This is a genomic window from Klebsiella michiganensis (assembly GCF_015139575.1).
Classification (GTDB): Bacteria; Pseudomonadota; Gammaproteobacteria; order Enterobacterales; family Enterobacteriaceae; genus Klebsiella; species Klebsiella michiganensis.
Map to the genome: position 1 here is coordinate 5,506,076 of NZ_AP022547.1, position 17,929 is coordinate 5,524,004.

At 53.3% G+C, this 17,929-nt stretch carries 16 protein-coding genes; 8 read left to right on the forward strand and 8 right to left on the reverse strand.

Going from position 1 to position 17,929, the window contains the following annotated elements:
* Positions 1–22 precede the first annotated feature (22 nt).
* Complete coding sequence (gene soxS / locus JLG71_RS25760; RefSeq protein WP_004097813.1) at positions 23–352, forward strand: superoxide response transcriptional regulator SoxS; 330 nt, start codon at positions 23–25, stop codon at positions 350–352.
* Here the strand turns inward: soxS and JLG71_RS25765 are convergent.
* Complete coding sequence (locus tag JLG71_RS25765) at positions 337–1,941, reverse strand: EAL domain-containing protein (RefSeq protein WP_025107694.1); 1,605 nt, start codon at positions 1,939–1,941, stop codon at positions 337–339. The two genes, soxS and JLG71_RS25765, sit on opposite strands and share 16 nt — an antisense overlap.
* 543 nt (positions 1,942–2,484) lie before the next feature.
* On the opposite strand from JLG71_RS25765, the gene JLG71_RS25770 reads away from it, so the two are divergent.
* Positions 2,485–2,766 (forward strand): YjcB family protein, encoded by a 282-nt coding sequence (locus JLG71_RS25770; RefSeq protein WP_004097808.1) that lies wholly within the window; start codon positions 2,485–2,487, stop codon positions 2,764–2,766.
* Between the two features lie 156 nt (positions 2,767–2,922).
* Here JLG71_RS25770 and iraM read toward each other — a convergent pair whose 3' ends face one another.
* Positions 2,923–3,312: an anti-adapter protein IraM gene (iraM, locus tag JLG71_RS25775; RefSeq protein ID WP_004097807.1), complete on the reverse strand. Its 390-nt coding sequence runs from the start codon at positions 3,310–3,312 to the stop codon at positions 2,923–2,925.
* 319 nt (positions 3,313–3,631) lie between these two features.
* Positions 3,632–6,055: an outer membrane protein assembly factor BamA gene (bamA, locus tag JLG71_RS25780; protein WP_025107695.1), complete on the reverse strand. Its 2,424-nt coding sequence runs from the start codon at positions 6,053–6,055 to the stop codon at positions 3,632–3,634.
* Positions 6,056–6,500: 445 nt separating this feature from the next.
* Between bamA and JLG71_RS25785 the strand changes: the two genes are divergently transcribed.
* A complete protein-coding gene (locus tag JLG71_RS25785; protein WP_025107696.1) occupies positions 6,501–6,851 on the forward strand; it encodes a helix-turn-helix transcriptional regulator in 351 nt (116 codons plus the stop codon).
* 262 nt (positions 6,852–7,113) lie between these two features.
* On the opposite strand, the gene JLG71_RS25790 is transcribed toward JLG71_RS25785, so the two are convergent.
* The gene (locus JLG71_RS25790) at positions 7,114–9,375 is read right to left on the reverse strand and encodes a TonB-dependent siderophore receptor (protein ID WP_025107697.1); all 2,262 of its coding nucleotides are present in this window, start codon (positions 9,373–9,375) and stop codon (positions 7,114–7,116) included.
* 595 nt (positions 9,376–9,970) lie between these two features.
* Here JLG71_RS25790 and JLG71_RS25795 point away from each other — a divergent pair.
* Positions 9,971–11,593: an MltF family protein gene (locus JLG71_RS25795; RefSeq protein WP_200913892.1), complete on the forward strand. Its 1,623-nt coding sequence runs from the start codon at positions 9,971–9,973 to the stop codon at positions 11,591–11,593.
* Positions 11,594–11,679: 86 nt separating this feature from the next.
* Here JLG71_RS25795 and ssb1 read toward each other — a convergent pair whose 3' ends face one another.
* Entirely contained in the window at positions 11,680–12,207 is a 528-nt protein-coding gene (ssb1, locus tag JLG71_RS25800; protein WP_004097799.1) for a single-stranded DNA-binding protein SSB1, read from the reverse strand.
* 246 nt (positions 12,208–12,453) lie between these two features.
* Here ssb1 and uvrA point away from each other — a divergent pair, with 246 nt between their 5' ends.
* The 3 genes from uvrA to JLG71_RS25815 all read left to right on the forward strand — a co-directional run bounded on the left by uvrA (position 12,454) and on the right by JLG71_RS25815 (position 16,142).
* Positions 12,454–15,279 carry an excinuclease ABC subunit UvrA gene (gene uvrA, locus JLG71_RS25805; RefSeq protein ID WP_004097797.1) on the forward strand — a complete coding sequence of 942 codons (2,826 nt, stop codon included), beginning with the start codon at positions 12,454–12,456 and terminating at the stop codon, positions 15,277–15,279.
* Positions 15,280–15,411: 132 nt separating this feature from the next.
* The gene (locus JLG71_RS25810) at positions 15,412–15,822 is read left to right on the forward strand and encodes a hypothetical protein (protein WP_014837137.1); all 411 of its coding nucleotides are present in this window, start codon (positions 15,412–15,414) and stop codon (positions 15,820–15,822) included.
* 2 nt (positions 15,823–15,824) lie between these two features.
* A complete protein-coding gene (locus JLG71_RS25815; protein ID WP_004097794.1) occupies positions 15,825–16,142 on the forward strand; it encodes a hypothetical protein in 318 nt (105 codons plus the stop codon).
* Between the two features lie 2 nt (positions 16,143–16,144).
* Here JLG71_RS25815 and JLG71_RS25820 read toward each other — a convergent pair whose 3' ends face one another.
* Positions 16,145–16,498, reverse strand: coding sequence for an MmcQ/YjbR family DNA-binding protein (locus JLG71_RS25820; protein WP_004097793.1), 354 nt, complete (start codon positions 16,496–16,498; stop codon positions 16,145–16,147).
* A gap of 2 nt (positions 16,499–16,500) precedes the next feature.
* A complete protein-coding gene (locus tag JLG71_RS25825) occupies positions 16,501–16,917 on the reverse strand; it encodes a secondary thiamine-phosphate synthase enzyme YjbQ (RefSeq protein ID WP_004097792.1) in 417 nt (138 codons plus the stop codon).
* Here JLG71_RS25825 and JLG71_RS25830 point away from each other — a divergent pair.
* Entirely contained in the window at positions 16,909–17,046 is a 138-nt protein-coding gene (locus tag JLG71_RS25830; RefSeq protein WP_157214916.1) for a hypothetical protein, read from the forward strand. The two genes, JLG71_RS25825 and JLG71_RS25830, sit on opposite strands and share 9 nt — an antisense overlap.
* Positions 17,047–17,059: 13 nt before the next feature.
* On the opposite strand, the gene aphA is transcribed toward JLG71_RS25830, so the two are convergent.
* Positions 17,060–17,773, reverse strand: coding sequence for an acid phosphatase AphA (gene aphA, locus JLG71_RS25835; protein ID WP_004097791.1), 714 nt, complete (start codon positions 17,771–17,773; stop codon positions 17,060–17,062).
* Positions 17,774–17,929: the final 156 nt, after the last annotated feature.

Genomic DNA, 17,929 nt, shown 5'->3' on the forward strand with positions numbered 1-17,929 from the left:
GAGAATTGAGAGAGGCCGCTTTATGTCCCATCAGGATATTATCCAAACGCTTATTGAATGGATTGATGAACATATCGATCAACCACTTAACATTGATATAGTCGCCAGAAAATCGGGATACTCGAAATGGTATCTGCAGCGGATGTTCCGCGCCGTGATGCATCAAACGCTGGGCGATTACATTCGCCAGCGCCGCCTGCTGCTCGCCGCGGAAGCGCTAAGAACCACCCAGCGCCCTATTTTTGATATCGCGATGGATCTCGGCTACGTGTCGCAGCAAACCTTCTCGCGGGTGTTCCGTCGCGAATTTGACCGAACGCCGACCGCCTATCGCCATCAAATTTCTGCCTGATAGTGCGGCTGATAGGGGCTGAGGCAGGTGCGCTCATTCGCCAGCCACAGCATGAACTCCTGCGGCGGCATCGCTTTCGCAAAGTGCCACCCCTGACAGTACTGCACGCCGCGTTGCTGGAGCCAGGCTACCTGCTCTGCCGTTTCGACGCCTTCAGCCACGATTTTTAAATGCAGGCTGTTTGCCATCTGGATAATATGCTCGGCAATCAGATGGCTGGTGGTATTGCTCGTCAGCATGTCGACAAAAGATTTATCAATCTTCAGAACGTCGACGTTGAGCGCATGAAGATTGTGCAGGTTGGAGTAGCCGGTGCCGAAATCATCGATGGCGATTTCATATCCCGCATCGCGGAACGCCTGGATCACCGGCGTCGTTTTCGCCACATCGATAAACCCGCGTTCGGTCACTTCGATTTTGATTTGTTCCGCCTTGACCGCGTAGCGCTGGATCTTCTCGTTGATGTGCTCAATCAAGCGTGCGGAATGGAAATCGGAAGCGGAGAGGTTAATCGCCACGTACAGATGCGGCTGCCGCGCCAGAAACTCGCCCAGGTCGGAAAATACCTCATCGATGACATAGTCGGTGACCTGGGCGATCATCCCTTCATTTTCCGCCATCGGAATGAACTCCGCCGGACTCATCACCGGCCCATCAAAGCCTGGCCAGCGCAATAATGCTTCGGTACCGACGCAGCGGTTATTTTTAATATCGATAACCGGTTGATAGTGAAGGCACAGCTGACGACGGTTTAACGCGCGCTGCAGCATCTTCCGCGGAGAGTGGTACTGCTGACGGGTGCGCGACCACACCAGCAGGAGCAATACGCTGCAAATCAGCCCCAGCGGTAGCGTCAGGGTCACCTGATTATAAAAATTCTGATAATAGCTGACGCGCGAAGTGGACATAATGACGGCTATCGGGCGAACGGTGGAATGGGCGATGGTATAAACGCGGCCATCCTGGTGAAATAAAGACGCTTCAGCGCGAATCAGGCGATGCAGCTCATCGGGGTCGGCATTCTTGCTGACGGAAAAAAACTGGTGGGTTTTGGTATCAAAAACGCCCCAGGCGAGGTCGCGGTCGCTGGTGATCAACGCGCTGTATGAGAGCGGATTAACCACCACCACATAGTTGCCGCGCTGCATATAGTTCATCGCATAGCCAGGGTAGAAAGGGGTCTCGCGGTAGTAGTAAATCGCGACATCCGGCTTTTTGGTATAGGTTGCGGCCGGAATTTGCCACCCCGTCTGGCGGCGAACCGAAGTGGAGCAGAAGAAATGGGTGCCGTTGGCGTAGATTAAATCGTCGATATAGAGCAGGCCGCGAACAATACCGAGCAAATATTGCTGATGCTGTGGTGAACATATCGCTCCCTGATACAAGCGGGCTTTATCGCGCGCTTCGTCGGCTTCACGAATCACCATCTCCGTTTTTTGCAGCGCCAGTCGAGAAAACAGCCTCAGCTGATCGGCGGTTTCCGCTTTGGCGCGAATTTGCGCAAACCACAACGCCAGCAGCACCGGCAGCAGAATGACCAGCACGATGCCAAATATTCTCAACGCCTTATGCGGCGCGCTATGATTCATTTCCGCTTTTTATCCATGCGATACGCCTTAATCAAGGTGAACAGCCCCGATGACTCTGCTTACTGTGATATGAACGGAGCATCTCAGCAACCCACGCTTTGACGTAAAAACCTCATGACGATGAATTATGAATAATACTGGCTTATAGGACCACTGGAGAAACATTCTCAACATAATGAGATTAGCTCCACTATGTCATTCGGTTTATCCGTATAATTAGCCAGAATAAGTAATAAAATCCGCAGAACATAAACCTTATTAAAAAACCAAAACCGCCGATAATCCCTTATAATCAGCCTTCACATTGCAAGAAAGCCCCGCGCCCTCCTTATTAACCCTGCTATTTACATGGCTAATAAGCGCAAGAAAACACCATTTTTGGCTGGTGAATAAAAGAACAAGTGTGATATAGTTCACATTAGCTGATGAAACAAAAACGTTGTTTCATTACGATCTTGTTTGCCTGAAGATAGCCAGAGCGCCGTTCCATCGTCAGTCTCATCCGGTTGTCAAAGGCTCCCAAATTTCGTTGAGGATAGGTTGATGGCTTCCATTACTACCAGTGTCGTGCTTTTGCGCTGGCCACTCGTGAGCGCAGTGCTGATGTTTCTGGCCAGCTCGTTGAACATTCAGCTACGTAAAAGCGATTATGCCGGTTTAGCGGTGATTTGTAGCTGTATGGGCCTGGCCGCAGCCTGCTGGTTCGCCACCGGTCTGTTAGGCATTACGCTGCTGGACGTGGCGAAAATCTGGGGCAATATCAAGGACGTGATGATTGAAGTCATGAGCCAGACTCCGCCAGAATGGCCGATGATGATGACCTGATGTCGGCCCGCCTTATCCGGGCGCCGATGTCGCTGACCGGACCACCAGACGGCGGTGAACCGGTTGCCCGGACAGGTGCACAGCACCGCCACCCGCGATTTCCCCCTCTGCGACAGCATAACCCCATCACCGATATAAACCGCAGCGATGACACCATTATGGTCTGGTTATAACGCTTCCGCTGGCCGACGGACGACTGCCCAATAGCCCGCGTGGAAAGTTGTTCGGGCAGCGTTTTATTGCGCAGTGCGCCTGGTAAGAACAGGCGTTTGCCGTCGTGGCGGTAGATTGATACGGACAAGAAGGCCGCTCCCGCAGTTTCTCCCACTGGGCTTCATCGTATCGCGTGATGTTATAAACCTTTACCGCATGATATTGCTCGTTAATTAACACGCTGGACGAGTAGAGCTTCATCGACTCTCCCGGCAGTAATAAAATGTCGGCTTCATACCAAAGAATAAACTTTAAAAACCGCAGGCTGGAAATCGAAGAAAAAGCCACGCCGGAATACGGGCAGACAAGCGTATTATGAATAGTCCATTTCATTTTTTATCCTTGCTGGCATTGCTGATAAATGACTCTATATAGTGATAGCATCCATGATAGCTAACCGCAAGGTTATCGATTAATAATGTGATATCAGACAATACTCAATACCACCCGTACTCAATAAGGCTTACCTTAAATATAGCATTCTAATAATGAATGGTTAACCATAATAGCCAGAAGCGTTCCCCGCAGGAATATACATAAATAAGAATATACTGACAATTAATTACAGGCTACCCACAGCGGTAGCCTGCGGTACTATTTTTAGCATTTACCACAAATAACCGAGCTCTCCTTCAAATAATAAGCAGCAGGATTACCACGTTTTACCAATATTAAACTGGAACTGCTCGGCTTTATCACCATCGTATTTTTTAAAGGGTTCGGCCCAGGAGAACACCAGCGGGCCCAGTGGCGACATCCACTGCACCGCAATCCCGGCAGACATCCGGATATGCGACGGATCGCCATAGTCCGGGATCCCGGCCGCCAGCGTCTGGCCGGTATTTTGCCAGGAGGTGCTCCATACCGTACCGGCGTCGAGGAATAGCGACGTTCGCAGGCTGTCGGCATATTTGTCATTCACAAACGGCGTCGGCACAATAAACTCGCTGTTCAGCACCGCCATCGCGTTACCGCCAACCGCATCGGATGATGAGTCCAGCGGACAGGTGCTGTAGCTGCTTTCAGAACCATTACAACGATAATAAGCCGCTTTTGGGCCAATCGTATTCGACGAAAAACCGCGAACCGACGACGATCCGCCGGCATAAAAGTTATCGTAAAACGGCACCGATTTGCCGTTCAGCCCATCGGCATAGCCCGCGCGCAGGTGCTCCATCCATACCCAGCTTTTGCTCTCGGCCAGCGGCATATATTGGGTGGTATCGAAAGTCACTTTGTAATAGCTGTTATCCGAACCGGGTACGGTGACCTTGGCGGTCAGGCTGCTTTTATTCCCAGCCCGCGGGAAGAAACCGCGATCGAGGTTGTTATAGCTCCAGCCAACGCTGGCAAAATAGTCATTGGCGCTATAGGTCGCACCGCTGTCGCCGTCTTTGGTGACGACGTCAGGATAGATGCCCCGTGAGTTAAGATAGCTCCAGGTGGTGAGCTCCGGCTCCATATTGGTCAGGCGGTTATGGACATAGTCCAGGCCAAGGTTGAGGGCGTTATTCTCGCTAATCGGGAATCCCAGCGTACTGCCAACGCCGTAGCTTTGCTGGTTGTAGCTTCCGGAATCGGCATCCGAGGCGTCGTAGCTGTTGTAGAAAATTTTGCCGCCGAGGCTGACGCCATCCACGGTGAAGTAAGGGTTCGTCGCTCCCAGCTCAATATAGGACTGGTAGCTGTTGCGCGTGCCGTTGAAGCTGACGCTATTGCCGGTCCCCAGCCAGTTATCCTGAGTGACGCCGAGCTGGTAGCTCACGCCGCTGTCGGTACCAAAGCCCAGACCAACGTTAAAGGAGCCGGTATTGCGCTCCTTCACCTTATAGACCACGTCCACCTGATCCTGGCTACCGCTTACCGGAACGATCTGCTTGTCGACGGTTTCAAAAAATCCGGTACGATCCAGCCGCGTTTTCCCCTGCTCGACTTTCTCGTCATTCAGCCACGCGCCTTCCATCTGGCGCATTTCGCGACGCAGCACCGCATCGCGGGAAGTATCGTTACCCTCAAAGCGAATCTGACGAACCGAATAACGGCGTCCGGCATTGACGTTAATATGCAAAACGACGCTTTTTTTCGTCTCATCAATATCCGGCGCGGTATTAACCTGCGGCCAGGCATAGCCGTATTTTCCCAGCAGCGTCTTAATGCTGTTCTCAGCCGCCGTGATTTCCGCGCCGCTGTACCATTTCCCCGCTAAAGGCTTCACCAGCGCTTCAATTTCCTGGTTATGCTGCGCCATATCGCCGGTCACGACCGTACTGGCCACGTTATAACGATCGCCTTCGGTAAGATTGATCGTGATATACAGCGATTTTTTATCCGGAGTAATACTGACCTGACTGGAGTTAATGGTAAAACGCGCGTAGCCGCGATCGAGATAATAGCTACGGATGGTCTCAAGATCCGCCGCCATTTTTTGCTTTTGGTATTTCTTATCGCCAATCACGTTCCACCACGGAACGCTGTCGCGAAGCTGCAGCTGGTCCAGCAATGTTTCTGCGCTAAAGGCCTGGTTGCCAATAATATTAATTTGCGCAATTTTTGCCGATACCCCCTCCTGAAAGACAAAGGTTAAATCAACGCGATTACGCGGTAGCGGCGTGACGACAGCATGGACCTGAGCGCTATATTTCCCGACGCTGTAATAGAAATCCTGGAGCCCCTTTTCTATTTCCGTGAGCGCATTGCGATCCAGCGCGCTGCCTTCTTCAATACCGCTGGCGGCCAGATTCTCTTTGAGAGCATCATCCTTAACGGATTTATTCCCGGAAAAGCTGATTTTAGCGATGGTTGGCCGCTCTGTGACCTGCACCACCAGCGTGCTGCCATCGCGCAGGATCTGCACGTTCTCAAAGTTGCCGCTGGCGTACAGGGCGCGGACCGAATCACTGATATCCTCGTTAGAAACCTCTTCTCCCGTATGAACAGGCATGCTCAGTAGCGCAGCGCCAACGGTAACGCGCTGTAGCCCTTCGAAACGAATGTCATCTACCGTATAGGCGGTTGATGCGTAAAGCGTTAAAGGGGAAATCAATAGACCGGCGATGAGACTCGTTTTTTTTAGCATGGAGGTGTCGTCTAAAAGATATTTGGCAATAGCAGATACCTGCTGGGAATAATGCAGTTCATTGCGCCAGACAGATTCTGACGCCGTTTTAAATAACCTGAACGAGGCGCAGAATTGCACGCAATTATGACGAGAAAATGGAGAAAAAATGGATATATGAGAATGGTGAAAAAATTATTTTCTAATGGAACTTTCCTTCTCCCACCCAGTCAGATAAGCATTTCCTGACAACATTAAAATTCAACATCTTTTGTTTTTTAATTAAAAAAACAAAAAGCCCCCTTTCTCATTGATTGAAAGGGGGAAAAAGATCTTGTTAGGAATGATGCTCTCTGGGATAAACCAGGAACAGCCACAAACTAACCTATAACCCCGTAGATAAAATGAAGAGACAGTGAATAAATTATGCAGCCAGATTGCCATTATAATGAAATGAGTAGATATCATGCCACGAAATGAAATTCAGCGTTCAGTGCTTAGCGAGCTGGTGCAATGGATAAAAAACAATCTTGAAAAGAAGCTCACCATGCGGGCGCTGAGCCTCTTTTCCGGCTATTCTGAATGGCATCTTTTTCGCCTGTTTCGTCACTATTTTAATATGTCGCCAATGGCCTATATTCGCCAACAGCGGATGCAATTAGCCCTTGATTTATTAAAGGTTAAACCGGCTTTTCGCATCGTTGATATTTGTATTATGGCGGGCTATGAAGATATCAGCGCCTTTAACCGTACCTTTAAAAGATACTATGCGATTACGCCTGGCCAGTTTCGCAAAATCCTGTGTATCTCCGGATAGGGGATCCCCCTCCTCCGCATTGCTGCGGTTGGGAATGGAAGGGGGAAGAGGAACACAACGTTAGAATGGAAATGGCAGGATGCCACCGTTAATCGTTTCCGGGATCAAGCAGACCCGATCAACAGGAAACAGTGTAAGCTGCTAAGTTGAGTTAATTGTGTAGAAGCCGTGGAGATTTTGTCATCATTTATATCTCCGGCCTTTTTCCCCGACATAAAAAGCCGGAATAGTTCACTATCCCGGCGGGTGTTTGAGTAGATAATCAGAAGTGCGTATTCACGCTGACATAAAACGTCCGACCCGATTCATTATAGGTCTCCGCGCCCGCGCCATACAGATAGGCGCCGGTCGTCGAATTCCCCGTGGTCTGCGCGTTACCGGCGCGGTAGTGGCGAATATCGAACAGGTTATCCACGCCGCTGGTCAGGCTCAGGTTTTTATTCACATCCCAGGTCGCGCTGAGCCCGACGATGCTGTACGGGCTCACTTCATTCAGCTCGCTGCCGGATACCGCCTCGCCCTTATAGTTGAAGCGCTTAGGTTTTTGCCGACCATACCAGGTGAAAGTACTCTGCAGCGAAAGATCGTCGCGTACCTGCCAGCTGACGGTCGAATTAAGGGTGAACTGCGGGATCACCGACAGGCGATCGCCGGTGGTCTTGTTCTTACTCTGCAGCATCCACGTCAGGTTGTTGCTCCAGTTGACCGTTTCGCTTACCGGCAGGTTTAATGAGCCTTCCAGCCCTTCAACCAGCGCCTTCGGTACGTTTTCCCATTGATAAATATTGGTCGTGCCGTTGCTGGCCGTTCCCACCGCCGAGTAGCCCGATTCAATCTTGTTATGATAGTCGTTACGGAACCAGGTCAGCCCCGCCTGATAGCCGTTGTGCTTATACTCAAGGCCAATCTCTTTATTAACGCTGGTTTCCGCCTTCAGATCGCTGTTCCCCATCAGGTAACAGGCTGAGCTGCTGGCATAGCAGCCCTGGCCGTTGCTGTAGAGAATATAGTTCGGGTTGAGCTGATAAAGGTTTGGCGCTTTATAGGCGCGGGCGATGCCCAGCTTCAGCGTCCAGTCATCCGACAGCCCCTGCGAGAGGTTCAGCGATGGGCTCCAGTTATTGCCAACGATGCTGTGATGGTCGAAGCGCAGAGCCGGCGTCAGCATAGTGCTCTCGGTCAGCGCGATATTATCTTCGGTAAACAGCGAGAAAATCTCGGCGCTGGAATAGGGGCTACGCCCGGTTGCCGAGATACCGTCAATGGAGCCATAAGAGAGCGACTGGGTGGTCGATACGCCATCTTTCATCCGCTGCTGGTTCCACTCGGTACCCAGCGTCAGATTCTGCTCGAATCCCAGGGTAAACGGAATATTCACCTCGCTGTGCAGCAGCACATCCGACAGGTCGATATCGGAGAATTCGCTGCTGGAGAAGATCCCCTCCGTTCCCCCCGCCAGACCCTCGTTCATACGCGAGTTACGGGTGTGCTCATACTGCGCGTAAGTATTGCTGGTCACGCCGTTATCCCAGCCGCCGGTCCACGTGACGCCATAAGTCTGACGATAGAGGCGGTTGGTCTCTTTACCGTACATACTTTTCACCAGCGTGCTGGTATTGGTATTCTGGGTATCGCCTGCATACAGGTTGCCCTGGCGGCTGTAGCCGGTTTCAAACTCCAGCGCCTGCATCGGCGCAAATTCCCAGCGCAGCTTACCGTGGATATCTTTATTCACTACGCCTTCGCGTCCAGCCGGATACGATCCCGCATAGCTACCGGTTCGCGCCGCTTCGTGACCGGAATTAATATCCTGGGCATCGGCCTGCGTTTTGCTCAGATTTCCCCATAAATTAAAGCTGACCTCATCCGATAGCGGGCCATTGAGGCTGAAGTTTGTCCGCTTCGTCGCGCCCTCTTTACGGTGCTGAGGTGCGTTCATATAGGTATTCCATGATCCATGCCATTCGCTGGTGGCCGGTTTGGTGACGATATTTACCACCCCGCCCATCGCGCCATTACCGTAGCGGGCCGCCGCAGGGCCGCGAATCACGTCGATATGGTCGATCATTTCCGCCGGTACCCAGCTGGTATCACCGCGCGTATCTCGATCGCCGCGCCAGCCATAGCGCACGGAATTACGGCTGGTCACCGGTTTACCATCCACCAGAATCAGGGTGTTCTCCGGCCCCATGCCGCGAATATCGACCTGACGGTTATTACCGCGCTGGCCGCTGGTGGAGTTGCCGGTGAGGTTGACGCCGGGCTGGGTACGAATCAGCTCGGAGACATCGCGCGCGGGCGGGTGTTTACGGATCTCCTCAGCGGTGATGGTCGATACGCCGGGCGCTTGCAGCGTCTGCGCCGCCGCGGTGACCACCATGGTTTCGTCATCATTTGCCGTAGCCGTTTCTGATTTCTTCGTATCGTCTGGCGTGTTGCTGTCAGCGGCCTGCGCCGGCAGCATCCCTCCCCAGATGGCCATCGGGATCAGCACGGCCAGCGAGTAGTGTGAATCGTATTTCATGGAATATGCCCTGTTTTTCTTTTTAGCCGTCGGGGCACGCCTTCTTCATCCGCCAGATAAACACCGGTCATGTCTTCCATGCCTGGCGTAACATCTCTTTTTTTGGCGTAGTCAGGCCCTCCCGTTTAAATAGGGATAGCAATAAATAATGAGCGACCAAAATAGATTTATTACTCTGGCAAAAATGAAGAAATAAACGCACCGCGCTATTCTTTGATAGCATTCGCCGAACAGCAGTAATAGGAGTATTGTGCCACACAACGTTATTAGAAATGAGATTTATTATCAAGTGGATAATTATGCATCACAGCAATAATTTTAAATAATTCAATAAAAACAAAAAGATGAAATAATTACTTACGTTTACTACTTATTTTCACTTTAAATAATCAAAATATATCCACACTAAAAAAACACAATCTGAGCATATTCTCTCCATAATTACCGATATTTATTTCTTTATTATTTCACTATAAATACTGAGCCTGTTAATTAATAAAATAGCTGATTAACCGACCGACATTCTCGATCGCCGGGCATGCTAACGGCCAGAAATTGACTAAAATAAGGAAATCCTCCTGCGGAGCACCGCGCCATGAATACGTCGTCGTTCTATCGATACCTTGTCGGCGGACTTGCATGCCTTGCCGCCCTGCTATGCTTCACATCCGTTTACGCCGCCACAGAGAATAAACTGTCAGAGCCCGAGGAGCGCGAGGCCCTGGAAGTCAACGTTGACGATATGCTGCAGCCATGGAAGGGAGATTTACCGGGTATGCTCGACCGGCGAACCATTCGCGTATTAACCACCTTCAGCAAAACCTTTTTCTTTATTAACAAAGGGACGCAGCGCGGCGCCACTCACGATATTTTTATGGAGTTTGAGCGAAGCCTCAATCAAAGCCTGACGAAGGAGAAAAAGCTCAAACATCGTCATCTTAAGGTCCGTATCATCTTTGTTCCGGTTGCCCGCGACCAGCTCATCAGCGCGCTTAACGCTGGTAAGGGGGATATTATCGCCGCCAACCTGACGATTACCCCCGCTCGCCAGCAGGAGATGACCTTTACCGCGCCAATCTACTCTCACGTTCAGGAGCTGCTTCTTTCCGGCCCCGGCTCGCCCAAAGTGGAAAATCTGCAGCAGCTTTCCGGTAAAACGGTCTTTGTGCGTACCTCATCGAGCTATTACGAGAGCCTGGTCGCGCTCAACGCGCGCTTTGCCCAGCAATCGCTGCCCCCCATCACCATCGAACCGGCGCCCGAAGCGCTGGAGGATGAAGATCTGATAGAGATGCTTAACGCGGGCCTGATTCCATTGACCGTCGTCGACCGCCACAAGGCTCTGTTCTGGAAACAGGTTTTCCCCAACATTCAGGTTCATCAGAACATCATTCTGCGCAAGGAAGGCAATATCGGCTGGGCGGTACGCAACAATAGCCCGCAGCTGCTGGCCTTGCTTAATGAATTCATCAACAAGAATCGTCAGGGCAGCAAGCTGGGTAATACGATTCTGCTGCGCTACCTGAAGGATGCCAGGTACGTTAAAAACGCGGCGGCGCAAAAAGAGCGGCGTAAATTTCTGACCATGGTGGAGATCTTCCGCAAATATGGCGATCGCTACGATGTTGACTGGCTGCTGATGGCCGCGCAGGGCTATCAGGAGTCGCGGCTAAATCAGTCGGTGCGTAGCCACGTCGGCGCAATTGGCGTTATGCAGGTAATGCCGAGCACCGGCAAGGAGCTGAAGGTCGGCGATATTAAGCAGCTCGACCCCAACATTCATGCCGGGGTGAAATATATGCGCTGGATGATAGACCGCTACTATGGCGATGAACCGATGACCCAGCTTGATAAGGCGCTGTTCTCATTCGCTTCTTATAACGCGGGCCCCGCGCGCATCGCCCGGCTGCGGGCGGATACCAAAAAGCGCGGTTTTGATCCGAACGTCTGGTTTGGCAACGTGGAGTATCTGGCCGCCGAGAAGATCGGCTCCGAGACCGTAAGCTATGTCAGCAATATCTATAAATATTACATCGCTTACCGGCTGATCGTGGATGAAATAGCGCGTAAACAGCAGGCGACGACGGCCTCCAAAAATCAGGTCGTGCCGACAGTGGGGATGCCTGCCGCACCTGCCACACCTGCCACGCCTGCCACACCTGCCGCACCTGCCACACCTGCCACGCCTGCCGCACCTGCCGCACCTGCCACGCAGTGAAATAGCGCAGATGGCCTGGGTGACAAAATAGAAAAAGCCCCGAACAGGGGCTTTTTCAGAGATGACTTTACGACGCTAACGCTTCGTTAGAACGGAATATCGTCATCAAAGTCCATCGGCGGCTCATTGGAAGGGGCAGCTGGCGCCTGCTGCTGCGGACGAGACTGCGCGCCGCCGCTGAACTGGTTTCCGCCCTGCGGCTGCTGAGGCTGGCCCCAACCGCCCTGCTGCTGACCACCGCCTGCCGGGGCGCCCGCGCCCTGCTGACGACCGCCGAGCATTTGCATCGTGCCGCCAACGTTAACGACAACCTCGGTGGTGTATTTTTCCTGACCGGATTGGTCAGTCCATTTACGGGTACGCAGCTGGCCTTCAATATAGACCTGAGAACCTTTACGCAGATACTCGCCGGCCACTTCCGCCAGTTTGCCGAACAGCACAACGCGGTGCCATTCGGTCTGCTCTTTCATCTCACCGGTCGCTTTATCACGCCAGGATTCGGAAGTAGCCAGCGTAATGTTGGCAACTGCGCCACCACTCGGCATGTAGCGTACTTCCGGGTCCTGGCCCAGATTACCGACGAGAATCACCTTGTTTACGCCTCTGCTGGCCATGTTTGTGTCTCCTGAATGCGTTTCTTAATAGTGTAAACGCGCGAGTGTACCATTTCCAGGTGCTATGTTGATAGCTGGGAAGTAGGTTCCAGATAACTCTCGCGGTGCGACATTTTTACACATCCCACCGGAAAATGCATTCCAATACTGTATATTCAAACAGGTTAAATTGTGTCATAATTAGCCGTTTCTGCCGTTTGTCCTTCTAACAAACCAGGCAATCCGCGTATCTACCGGGAAAGGTGAATGGATAAGATCGAAGTTCGGGGCGCCCGCACCCACAATCTCAAAAATATCAACCTCGTCATCCCGCGCGACAAACTCATTGTCGTCACCGGGCTTTCGGGTTCAGGCAAATCCTCACTGGCTTTCGACACGTTGTATGCCGAAGGGCAGCGTCGCTACGTTGAGTCGCTCTCCGCCTACGCGCGGCAGTTCCTGTCGCTGATGGAGAAGCCCGACGTCGACCATATTGAAGGGCTGTCGCCGGCGATTTCCATTGAACAGAAATCAACGTCCCACAACCCCCGTTCAACGGTAGGCACCATTACCGAAATTCACGACTACCTGCGTCTGCTGTACGCGCGCGTTGGCGAGCCGCGCTGCCCGGATCACGACGTCCCGCTGGCGGCGCAAACCGTGAGCCAGATGGTCGATAACGTGCTCTCCCAGCCAGAAGGCCAGCGCCTGATGCTGCTGGCGCCGATCATTAAAGAGCGCAAAGGCGAGCATAACAAAACGCTGGAAAACCTCGCCGGGCAGGGCTACATCCGCGCGAGGATCGACGGCGAGGTCTGCGATCTCTCCGATCCGCCGAAGCTGGAGCTGCAGAAGAAACACACCATTGAAGTGGTGATTGACCGCTTTAAGGTGCGCGACGATCTCAGCACGCGCCTGGCCGAGTCTTTTGAAACCGCGCTGGAGCTATCTGGCGGCACCGCCATCGTCGCCAATATGGACGATCCGAAAGCCGAAGAGCTGCTGTTTTCCGCCAACTTCGCCTGCCCGATTTGCGGCTACAGCATGCGCGAACTGGAACCGCGCCTGTTCTCCTTCAACAACCCGGCTGGCGCTTGCCCGACCTGCGATGGTCTCGGCGTCCAGCAGTATTTCGATCCGGAACGCGTCATTCAGAACCCAGAGCTGTCGCTGGCTGGCGGGGCGATTCGCGGCTGGGATCGGCGCAATTTTTACTACTTCCAGATGCTGAAGTCGCTGGCGGAACATTATGAATTCGATGTGGAAGCGCCCTGGGGCACGCTGAATAGCAGCGTACAAAAAGTGGTTCTGTACGGCTCAGGCAAAGAGAATATTGAATTCAAATATATGAACGATCGCGGCGATACCTCGGTGCGCCGCCATCCGTTCGAAGGCGTGCTGCACAATATGGAGCGCCGTTATAAAGAAACGGAATCCAGCGCAGTACGTGAAGAGTTAGCGAAATTCATCAGCAACCGTCCCTGCACCAGCTGTGAAGGGACCCGCCTGAAGCGCGAAGCGCGGCACGTGTTTGTGGAGAATACCCCGCTGCCGACCATCTCGGATATGAGCATCGGCCACGCGATGGACTTCTTCAACAACCTGAAGCTCTCCGGCCAGCGTGCGCAAATTGCTGAAAAAGTACTGAAAGAGATTGGCGATCGCCTGAAATTCCTCGTCAACGTCGGTCTGAACTACCTGACGCTCTCCCGTTCGGCGGAAACCCTCTCCGGCGGCGAAGCGCAGCGTATCCGCCTCGCCAGCCAGATCGGCGCAGGCCTGGTCGGCGTCATGTACGTACTGGATGAGCCCTCTATCGGCCTGCACCAGCGCGATAACGAACGCCTGCTGGGCACACTGATCCACCTGCGAAACCTCGGCAACACCGTGATTGTCGTTGAGCACGATGAAGACGCCATTCGCGCCGCCGACCACGTTATCGATATCGGCCCGGGGGCTGGGGTACACGGCGGTCAGGTCGTGGCTGAAGGCAAGCTGGAAGATATTATGGCGGTGCCGGAATCGCTGACCGGCCAGTTCATGAGCGGCAAGCGTAAAATCGAAGTGCCGAAACAGCGCGTACCCGCCAATCCGGAGAAAGTGCTGAAGCTGTCCGGCGCGCGCGGCAACAACCTGAAAGACGTAACGCTGACGCTGCCGGTGGGTCTCTTCACCTGTATCACCGGCGTTTCCGGGTCGGGTAAATCCACGCTGATCAACGACACGCTGTTCCCGATTGCCCAGCGTCAGCTCAACGGCGCCACCATCGCGGAACCGGCACCTTACCGCGACGTGCAGGGGCTGGAACATTTCGACAAAGTGATCGATATCGACCAGAGCCCCATCGGCCGTACGCCGCGTTCTAACCCCGCAACCTACACCGGCGTCTTTACGCCGGTCCGTGAACTGTTTGCCGGCGTACCTGAATCACGTTCGCGTGGCTACACGCCCGGCCGCTTCAGTTTTAACGTGCGCGGCGGCCGCTGTGAAGCCTGCCAGGGCGATGGCGTGATCAAAGTCGAGATGCACTTCCTGCCGGATATCTACGTACCGTGCGACCAGTGCAAAGGCAAACGCTATAACCGCGAAACGCTGGAGATTAAGTACAAAGGCAAAACGATTCATGAAGTGCTGGATATGACCATTGAAGAAGCGCGTGAGTTCTTCGATGCGGTTCCGGCGCTGGCGCGTAAGCTGCAAACGCTGATGGACGTCGGTCTGACCTATATTCGCCTTGGTCAGTCGGCTACCACGCTCTCCGGCGGCGAGGCCCAGCGCGTCAAGCTGGCGCGCGAGCTGTCCAAACGCGGTACCGGGCAAACGCTGTATATCCTTGATGAACCGACCACCGGTCTGCACTTTGCCGATATTCAGCAGTTGCTGGAGGTTCTGCACCAGCTGCGCGACCAGGGGAATACCATCGTGGTGATTGAGCACAACCTGGATGTCATCAAGACGGCTGACTGGATCGTTGACCTTGGGCCGGAAGGCGGAAGCGGCGGCGGAGAGATCCTCGTTTCCGGTACGCCGGAAACGGTCGCCGAGTGCGAGGCCTCCTATACGGCTCGCTTCCTCAAGCCCATGCTGAAATAATCTCATCTGCCTCTTCCCGTCCCGGGAAGAGGCCTCATTTCCTCTCATTTTCTCCCGCTGATATTTTGTGATTTGCGGCCGGACGGCATCTGTCATCAGATAGCACCACCGCCATAAATTGCAGGATGCATCATGTACTTAAAGCACGGACTTTATCGATTTACGCTCGTCGCGGCGTTATTCGCGCTGACCGCCTGCAGCTGGATAGACGGCTACAGCAGCACGGCTCATCAGCAGCTGCTGATGCTGGAACAGCTTCATCTGCAGTTCATCAGCGACGCGGCGGCAGCGCCACTCGACCAACGCTTGCTCAGTTACGAGGATCGCCAGATTCGCCCGCTATTCAGCCTGGCGTTAAGCGATAGCGATGCGCTACGGCAGAGTAATCTTCACGTGCTGGAGAAAAATTATCAGCGGCTGTACCGGCGCGTCGTCCCCCAGGAGAGAGCGCTGACGCCTTTCGAGGCCGGAATTCTGGCGCAACAGACGGAAAAACTTTACCAGCAGGCCATCAACGGCGAACAACAGCGTTCAGGGAGATAAGCATGTCCACCATAGAAGAGTTAAGCGCCCAGCTGGCCGGCGCCGGCGTGAATACGGCAGAGTGGTTGCAGCTTATGCACGCGATTGTAAATGATGAAGACAGCGACATTCGCGACGCCGGGATGCTCACGCTTCAGGCGTTACAGGAGAAAGCTCGCGGCTGGTTAAGTCAGGACGACCTCATTCTGCTCCTGCAAGGGCAGCGCGATATTGCCAGCATTCGCGCCAACAACGAACAGATCGCCATGCAGGCGCATCTGCAGTCCACGCTGCTTCGTCTGTTTGATGTGACCCTGCTGGCGCTGCTGGGCAGAATTTAGCGCTATGGCAACAGCTTACGCTTAGCCTCGGAAAGCGAATCAAGCGCCTGCTGGTAGGAAGCATCCACCAGATAATAAATTTGCGAATCAGGCAGGGAGCCGTCAAGAAACACCGTACTCCAGTGGGCTTTATTGAGATGTTTGCTGGGGCGAACATCGCGATGCTGCTGCCTCAACAGTTCCGCAAGCTCAGGGCTGGTCTTTAACGATACCGCTGGCCGGTTGTCCTCAACCTCTTTTACCATCGCAAACAGGACGTCCGCCGCTTTGATCTGCGTCGCTTTCCAGTCGCTATGTACGCTTTGTTCGGCGCCCGGCTTTGCCATGCAGTACTGCAATAAATCCGAAATTGTCATTTTTATTCCCCCATCAGCGTCGCGATGATATGGCGCGATCCGCCATGAATACGATGCTCCCCGAGCCAGATCCCCTGCCAGGTCCCCAGCCTGACGCTGCCATCCCGTACGGGCAGCATCAGCGATACGCCCAGCATCGACGACTTAATGTGCGAGGGCATGTCATCAGGACCTTCATAATCGTGTTCATACGGCGCGTTATCCGGTACGGCGTGCAGAAAATGCTGCTCCATATCGAAGCGAACGGTCGGATCGCAGTTTTCGTTTAGCGTCAGGGAAGCAGATGTATGCTGGAGCAGCAAATGCAGCAGGCCAGTTTTCACCCGCGATATTTCGCGGATTTGCCCGAGAATTTCATCAGTGACCAGATGGAAGCCCCGTGCTTTCGGGCCTAACGTCAGGGTTTGCTGATGCCACATAAACCACTCCTTTTACTAATGAACCTTCCTAAGTGTGCAGCAATAAGCGAAAAGGTAAAACCTTTGGCACGCTATTTTGCACAAAAAAACGGCAGCGTGCCGGCTGCCGTTTTAGCGATTGATGATTAAGCCGGCGGGCAGCTTAATATTCTGAATTCACAATGACCTCTTCACCCTGAGCGCCCGCCATCGGCAGCGGCTTATAGGAAGAGTTTGAGGCCCGCAAGATACGGATCCCGCGCGCGCCCACCTCGCGGGCAGCGGAGATATCGTTATCTGAATCGCCGTAGAAAACTTTGATCCCTTTCTCCTGCAGCCACTGCGTTTTGGTGTTCTGGCCAGGTTTATCGCCGGCAAAAATAACCGGGTTCATATTCGCCGCCGGGATGAGAAAATCATCCTGCAGGGTTTTTGATACCGTTTCGGTTTTGGTCTGGCTACGGCCGGTAACGAAATAGATGCTATCGCCGCGCTTTACGTGCATCGCAATCAGCTGGCGCGCCACCTCTTTCGGCATGCTGAATTCATCCCAGCCGTTGTTCATTTTTTCCCAGAACTCCGGATTTTTCAGGTAATCATCGCTGCCGGGGGAATAGGTTTTCTGCCCGCGCCAGAAGCCCGGGCTGGAGAACAGGACGGTATCATCAATATCAAAACCGACGGCCATCGGCTGGCGTCCCAGCAGGCTATTTTCAATCTGGGCGACGGAAACCCAATGGATCGGCGCCTGTTCGGCGAGTTTCGCCATATTGGTGCCCGTCCACAGCGGCTGCGGTGTGGAGGCGCGAGCAACGACGGAGCTATTTAGCGTGAACAGTAAGCAGACGGCCCCAAAGGCCAGGGTGATCTTGCGCATATTTTTCCCTAAATAATCGAATCGTTATAATTTTCAATAATGTGTACGCTTATTAATGCACCCAGACCTTACCCCCCGCGAAGGCGGATAGGAAGGTTTTTCTGCTCTGATGTCATATAAAAAGAGAATGATCACACTTCGGGAAGCGAATTGCCC

Bases quoted from the DNA above. Each gene is read 5' to 3' on its own strand.
- JLG71_RS25765 (WP_025107694.1), bottom strand. From the start codon at position 1,941: ATGAATCATAGCGCGCCGCATAAGGCGTTGAGAATATTTGGCATCGTG.
- JLG71_RS25785 (WP_025107696.1), top strand. From the start codon at position 6,501: ATGCCACGAAATGAAATTCAGCGTTCAGTGCTTAGCGAGCTGGTGCAA.
- aphA (WP_004097791.1), bottom strand. From the start codon at position 17,773: ATGCGCAAGATCACCCTGGCCTTTGGGGCCGTCTGCTTACTGTTCACG.
- JLG71_RS25810 (WP_014837137.1), top strand. From the start codon at position 15,412: ATGTACTTAAAGCACGGACTTTATCGATTTACGCTCGTCGCGGCGTTA.
- JLG71_RS25830 (WP_157214916.1), top strand. From the start codon at position 16,909: ATGCCACATAAACCACTCCTTTTACTAATGAACCTTCCTAAGTGTGCA.
- JLG71_RS25815 (WP_004097794.1), top strand. From the start codon at position 15,825: ATGTCCACCATAGAAGAGTTAAGCGCCCAGCTGGCCGGCGCCGGCGTG.
- iraM (WP_004097807.1), bottom strand. From the start codon at position 3,312: ATGAAATGGACTATTCATAATACGCTTGTCTGCCCGTATTCCGGCGTG.
- uvrA (WP_004097797.1), top strand. From the start codon at position 12,454: ATGGATAAGATCGAAGTTCGGGGCGCCCGCACCCACAATCTCAAAAAT.
- bamA (WP_025107695.1), bottom strand. From the start codon at position 6,055: ATGCTAAAAAAAACGAGTCTCATCGCCGGTCTATTGATTTCCCCTTTA.
- soxS (WP_004097813.1), top strand. From the start codon at position 23: ATGTCCCATCAGGATATTATCCAAACGCTTATTGAATGGATTGATGAA.
- ssb1 (WP_004097799.1), bottom strand. From the start codon at position 12,207: ATGGCCAGCAGAGGCGTAAACAAGGTGATTCTCGTCGGTAATCTGGGC.
- JLG71_RS25795 (WP_200913892.1), top strand. From the start codon at position 9,971: ATGAATACGTCGTCGTTCTATCGATACCTTGTCGGCGGACTTGCATGC.
- JLG71_RS25825 (WP_004097792.1), bottom strand. From the start codon at position 16,917: ATGTGGCATCAGCAAACCCTGACGTTAGGCCCGAAAGCACGGGGCTTC.
- JLG71_RS25790 (WP_025107697.1), bottom strand. From the start codon at position 9,375: ATGAAATACGATTCACACTACTCGCTGGCCGTGCTGATCCCGATGGCC.
- JLG71_RS25820 (WP_004097793.1), bottom strand. From the start codon at position 16,498: ATGACAATTTCGGATTTATTGCAGTACTGCATGGCAAAGCCGGGCGCC.
- JLG71_RS25770 (WP_004097808.1), top strand. From the start codon at position 2,485: ATGGCTTCCATTACTACCAGTGTCGTGCTTTTGCGCTGGCCACTCGTG.